At 39.1% G+C, this 4716-nt stretch carries 3 protein-coding genes; all 3 read right to left on the bottom strand.

Features of this window, described 5'->3' with window-relative positions; all coding sequences use genetic code 11:
• Positions 1–318: 318 nt before the first annotated feature.
• On the bottom strand, positions 319–1551 hold the full coding sequence (gene lptC, locus H5968_RS24610) for an LPS export ABC transporter periplasmic protein LptC (RefSeq protein ID WP_187042034.1): 1233 nt from the start codon (positions 1549–1551) through the stop codon (positions 319–321).
• Entirely contained in the window at positions 1551–2180 is a 630-nt protein-coding gene (locus H5968_RS24605; protein ID WP_096572612.1) for an NYN domain-containing protein, read from the bottom strand. Before H5968_RS24605 ends, lptC begins: the two co-directional genes overlap by 1 nt.
• A 150-nt stretch (positions 2181–2330) precedes the next feature.
• The gene (gene metG, locus H5968_RS24600) at positions 2331–3932 is read right to left on the bottom strand and encodes a methionine--tRNA ligase (RefSeq protein ID WP_187042033.1); all 1602 of its coding nucleotides are present in this window, start codon (positions 3930–3932) and stop codon (positions 2331–2333) included.
• Positions 3933–4716: the final 784 nt, after the last annotated feature.

The following is a 4716-nucleotide window of genomic DNA, read 5'->3' as shown; positions in this document are numbered from 1 at the left end:
CCCCAGTCCCCAGCGATGCACTGAGCTTGTCGAAGTGTCCCCAGTCCCCAGCGATGCACTGAGCTTGTCGAAGTGTCCCCAGTCCCCAGCGATGCACTGAGCTTGTCGAAGTGTCCCCAGTCCCCAGCGATGCACTGAGCTTGTCGAAGTGTCCCCAGTCCCCAGCGATGCACTGAGCTTGTCGAAGTGTCCCCAGTCCCCAGCGATGCACTGAGCTTGTCGAAGTGTCCCCAGTCCCCAGCGATGCACTGAGCTTGTCGAAGTGTCCCCAGTCCCCAGCGATGCACTGAGCTTGTCGAAGTGTCCCCAGTCCCCAGTTTAATCTTGAGGAATAATTTCTGTGATGACTCTATTATCAGAACCACCGCCTTTAACAACTATATTTTCTGTTTCCAGATTACCGACTGCTGTTGTACCTTGAAAGTTTAATGGTGGTTCAACTTGACGATAAACTACATTTCCCTGTGCTTCTAATAATTTTTTCTCTAAATACCAAGTGAGTTGATTTGATTTTAAAGATTGATTCTTTTTGCCCACGGCATTTACATTGCCTGTTAAATAAACTGTTTTTTCTGGTATTTTCATTTCTGCTTTATTGCCAGTTACAGTGACATTTTCAGCTTGATGAACCACACGCACAGGGGCATTTGTTCTTACTATTTCTTGGTTAATATTCCAAGTCATTGAGTTACTAATTATCTGCATCGCTGGATTTAGTAACTGTAATTGGGCTTGGGGTTTAAGAGTAGCAACTTTAGTTTTGAGGTTGACTTCAGCACCATTTCCTCTACCACGATCAGTTATTTTATTATCTTGATAACGGTCAATTTCGATAGGGCGATCGCCAATTAATTTTTCTTCTTTAAGAAGCCAAACTAACTGCTCAGTTCGCATTTGTAATTGCGGATCACCTGATATAGCAACGACTTTTCCCGAAAATTCTATTCGCTGTTCACGGGTTTTTACTCTTGCTTCCTGTGCTGTGGCTTTTAATTGTTGATGATTACCATTAAATTGATTACGAACAATCAATAAATCTTCTTCAGGTCGCCATTCTAATTCATTACCTTGTAATACTACTCCATTCCGTGGATCTATAGCCAGAATTTTACCTTTGAGTAACAGTTGTTTACCATCTTGCTTAATATCGGCTGTTTCGGCTTTAATTGTATAAACTATTTGGCCATCTTGATAAAGTTCGCCTTGGGGATTTTGGGCTTCACCAATTTCTGTTTCTTTGGTATACTTGGCTTGTTGAGCTTGGACTTTCCAAATAGGTCTACCTTCTTCATCAAACTGTTCTAAAGCCACACCGAAAAAAGTTAACTTACTATCTGTATTTTGGTTAGCTGAACTTTCCTGTTCTGGTTTTACAGAAGATGGATTTCCGCAAGAATATAAGCCAAGTAACAATAATAAAATTAAAGACAGATAAGAGAAATTTCTCAGCATTTGTAAAATATAATAATAGAAGCGGGGGGAGTGAGATTTACTTCCCCTCTGAAGTTGTGAACATTCTCTCCGCTGATTCCCGCCTTGTGAATTTTGCATTATTCTGGAATTTCTAAATGTCCTTGACTATCTCTAGGATCGTCCAAGAATCCCATACTAGATAATGGTCGATAGGGATAACCTGGACGGGGTGTTTTTTGAATATCTTCCTTGATAGCTTCTAAATCAATATAGCGATCGCTCACATTAATTAAGCTATCACTGGTCATCGATCTTAAACTCACCACCTCAACCCTGACACCACGATAACTGACAGAATTTACAGCATAAGCCAAATCGCCGTCACCACTCACCAAAACTGCGGTATCATAGGAATCGACTAACGCCATCATATCCACAGCTATTTCCACATCTAGGTTAGCTTTTTTTGAGCCATCCGGTAACTGCACCAAATCCTTAGCAATGACTCGATAACCATTGCGACGCATCCACAACAAAAATCCCTGCTGTTTCTCATTTGTGCGGTCTACACCAGTGTAGAAAAAAGCCCGCAATAGTCTAGAACCTCCAGTTAATCGACACAAAAGCTTAGTATAATCAATTTCGATTCCTAACTGTAAAGCCGCATAAAATAAATTCGACCCATCAATAAATATCGCCACCCGACCGCGATTTTCTAAAACCTGTTCCGGCGAAAAAATCGAGTCATTTTCCAAATTATTCAACATCATTGTCATACCTCGGTTGTTATCCATGTTATTGCCGATAGAAATCATTAACTTTTACACTCTTGCTAGATTGGCTTATGATAAATTCCGGGGACAACAAACAAAGTAGGCCCCCGATTCGGTTTTTACACTCAATCAAAACGGAAAGTGTTAATTGTTTTTTGGTAGTTCTATCCGTTTAAAAATTGGTTGAGGTGTACCCAACTGTTGTTTATCTGATAGTACGCCCCATGTTGCATGGGTAGTAAAAGGCGCAACCATTGAACTTTCTTTTTGATTGTTAAAATTGATTCCCCAGCCTAGTTGCTGATAAATATCGCTGCTAATGTTGGGAATAATTGGGGAAAGGAGATAAGCTGCTAGTCTTACTGATTCAAGAACCGTATACAGCACCGCTTCCACTTCTTCCTGTTTTCCCTGTTTATATAATGTCCAAGGTGCTTGTTCATCTATAAACTTATTGCTGGCTTGAACTAATGACAACACAACGTGGCAAGCTTCATTGAAAGCTAAAGCTGTATAAGATTGTTTCACCTGTTCCCCCAGCCCTAAACCAATCGCTTTTAAAGCATTCTCAGCGGGAATAACTTCTGGATCGATTGATGGAACTTTACCAGCGCAGTATTTTTTCACCATGTTCAAAGTGCGATTTAACAAATTACCTAAATCATTGGCCAAATCTGCATTGAGAACATTAATGAACCTAATTTCATTAAAATCTCCATCCTTGCCAAATTCGATTTCCTTAAGGAAGTAATAACGAACGGCATCACTACCATAACTTTCAACTAAGGCTACAGGATCAAGGGTATTACCCAGAGTTTTCCCCATCTTTTGACCATCTTTAGTCAAAAATCCATGTCCAAATACTCTTTCTGGCAAAGGTAAACCGGCTGACATCAGCATTGCTGGCCAGTAGACTGCATGAAACCGCAATATATCTTTACCAATCAGATGGAGATTGATCGGCCACCATTTTTCTAAAGCATTCGCTAAAGTTGGTTCTACATCTGGTTCTAATAATGCGGTTACATAACCCAGCAGAGCATCAAACCACACATAAAGGGTATGTTGAGGATCTACAGGTACAGGAAAACCCCAATCCAGATTTACCCGCGAAATGGAAAAATCCTGTAAACCTTGACTGACAAAACTGAGGACTTCATTACGGCGACTGGCAGGTTGAATAAAATCTGGCCTAGACTGGTAAAATTCCTCTAGCGGGGTTTGATACTTGGATAACCGGAAAAAGTAATTTTGCTCGTCTCGCCACTCTACTTCTTTGGTAGTATGAATAGGGCAGCGTTTGCCGTCTAACAGTTCTCGTTCTTCTTTAAATTCTTCACAGGATACGCAGTACCAGCCTTTTTGTTGTCCTTGATAAATGTCGCCATTTTCCCAAACTCTTTGGAAAAATTCTTTTACAATCGCGTGATGGTTTAAAGCGGTAGTGCGACTAAAGCGATCATATTGAATATTTAGAACCTGCCACAAGTTGATGAAACTCGGTACTATTTGATCACAAAATTCCTGTGGTGGTTTTTCTAAACTTGCTGCTGACCTTTGGATTTTTTGCCCATGTTCATCTGTACCGGTAATCAGCAGTACCTGATTTCCTAACAAGCGTTGAAATCTGGCTACTACATCCGCTGCCATTGTGGTGTACGCACTACCAATATGGGGAACATCGTTTACATAGTAGAGAGGTGTAGTCAGGGCAAAGGTTTTTGAAGTTTTATTTTCTAGATTCATAGGAATTAAAAAACAAATTATTAAACAGTTTTGTTGCTTAGTTGCTCCTGTAAAGCCAGGTAATTATATAATATTGCCACTATTTTTTTCAAACAATATCTTAATCTTAGCAAATTTATTACCTTAATCATTGTTTTGCCATATCTAGAAATTCTACTCATTGATCCTCAAATCACTGGAAATAGTTGTTGTTAATCATGTTGTAAACTGTTTATTCCTCAGTTGTGATCATCCATTCAACAAACCAAAATTCAAAAAAGCAAGCTAAATCTGTAATTTATACATTGCTCAGTGATAGTGCCTCTTATTGTTAACCATAGATGTGACAGTTGAAAGTAAAGAAATGTAAAAATCACATCAAGAAAAAATACGATATTTTTCACAAAAGATACAGTAATTAATGGGATAATTAATTGGTACTGGGAACTGACTGGTTAAGGTAATTTTAGTTTTTAGTGTGGAGATTTGAGTCTGTAGTCAGAGAAATAAAATCTCAATACAATCTAAAATCTAAAATCTAAAATCTAAAATCTAAAATCTAAAATCTAAAATTGAATCACCAAACAATTACCTCGCTTGAGTGAGTTTGTGAAGGATCGGTTAAGCGATTTCACTTATTTATATATAATTCATTCAAACTTCACTAAAATCTGTAATCATAGTTTCAGACTTGGCCGATTTTTATCTCGAAAAGCTGATTTTAGTCATTAGTTAGTAGTCACCAGTCACCAGTCCCCAGTCACCAGTCACCAGTCACCAGTCACCAGTCCCCAGTCCCCAGTCC

Origin of the sequence: Sphaerospermopsis sp. LEGE 00249, assembly GCF_014299995.1 — a bacterium.
Classification (GTDB): domain Bacteria; phylum Cyanobacteriota; class Cyanobacteriia; order Cyanobacteriales; family Nostocaceae; genus Sphaerospermopsis; species Sphaerospermopsis kisseleviana.
The sequence above is the reverse complement of the archived record's forward strand: the minus strand, read 5'-3'. Positions and strand labels throughout refer to the sequence as shown.

Bases quoted from the DNA above. Each gene is read 5' to 3' on its own strand.
- lptC (WP_187042034.1), bottom strand. From the start codon at position 1,551: ATGCAAAATTCACAAGGCGGGAATCAGCGGAGAGAATGTTCACAACTT.
- H5968_RS24605 (WP_096572612.1), bottom strand. From the start codon at position 2,180: ATGTTGAATAATTTGGAAAATGACTCGATTTTTTCGCCGGAACAGGTT.
- metG (WP_187042033.1), bottom strand. From the start codon at position 3,932: ATGAATCTAGAAAATAAAACTTCAAAAACCTTTGCCCTGACTACACCT.